Annotated in this window: 1 protein-coding gene; it reads right to left on the reverse strand. The window is 37.1% G+C overall.

All coding sequences use genetic code 11. From position 1 onward, the window contains the following. Positions 1–135: 135 nt before the first annotated feature. The coding region (locus LSG37_RS21125) for an ATP-binding protein (RefSeq protein ID WP_233081982.1) at positions 136–1,095 on the reverse strand (960 nt) is incomplete at its 5' end.

A 1,095-nucleotide genomic window follows, 5' to 3' on the forward strand; every position in this document is an offset into this window, starting at 1 on the left:
GAATTATGAACAGCAAAGATCAACAGGCCCTAATCTGATATGTGGTTTTTTCCTTATTCGATATGACAGTCAAGTCCAGTTAGATTAGTAAACTTTAAGCTGGATAGTCAGTAAAATCAGGCACAAAATGCCACTCTAAAAGTAATCAGAAATATTGAGCACTACTCCAGACTTCTTCATCGTGCTGTATGTTTTGCCAGTTTTATCATGCATTAACCTTAAGTCGCCTGCTACATAAGCAGGCACCAATTTGACGGTTTTTGATTTATTGGGTTTGTTATTTGCAGGTGGTTTTTCTTTTAGGTTTTTAATATGCGCCACTAAGTCAAAAAGATTACCGTTTGGTAATTCTGAAACAGCTTGTTCAGCCACTATAGGGGCGATATCTTCACCAATACCCATATCAATGAGCATATTAGTCAACTTATCTAAAACTGTTGGAGTATCATCTTTATTTTCTGCTGGCCGCGAGGCCTGTGTATTGTTCGGGAATGTTTCAGCATTATTAACAAAAATTGATTTAGGGATTTCAAGATCAGTAAATTTTTCAATCTCATCTTCTCTGCCACTTCGCAAAGCACTAATCATGGGTTTGATCATATGCAATTCTTCGTTAAAAACTTGTAACGCTATATCTTCACTAATGTGTTCTTTTTTTAACGTTATAGCACGAGTTTGAGATAGATAAAAAAGTGCCACAGCAACATGGGCAATCCCTTGTGAAAGATCCCAGAATAACTCTTGCATGCGAGAAGTTGAGGGCTGAAGCGATTTAAACCATTGCAACGACCACAAACGTTCAAAGAAACGTTCCCATTCTGTGCCTTTTTCTGTTCTGTTTGAGTTATTAAATCTTGCCCAGTTAAGGCTACCAACTTGAGCTGATCTGCGAGCAGAGCTCATCAGTGGAGAGAAAAGTTTATAAGCCTTTGGCGTTCCGATAAACAAAATGGGTAATTTAATTATGTTTGTCAATTTGATAAAAAATTGTAAAATCTCCTCTGCGGAATTATTGGTATTTAAGTCAAGATGCTGAATTTCATCAATGACGAGTAAACCAATAGAGTGTAATGCAGCAACACGAGCAAAATCACA

It is taken from the genome of Rheinheimera soli, from assembly GCF_021290985.1.
Lineage (GTDB): Bacteria > Pseudomonadota > Gammaproteobacteria > Enterobacterales > Alteromonadaceae > Pararheinheimera > Pararheinheimera soli.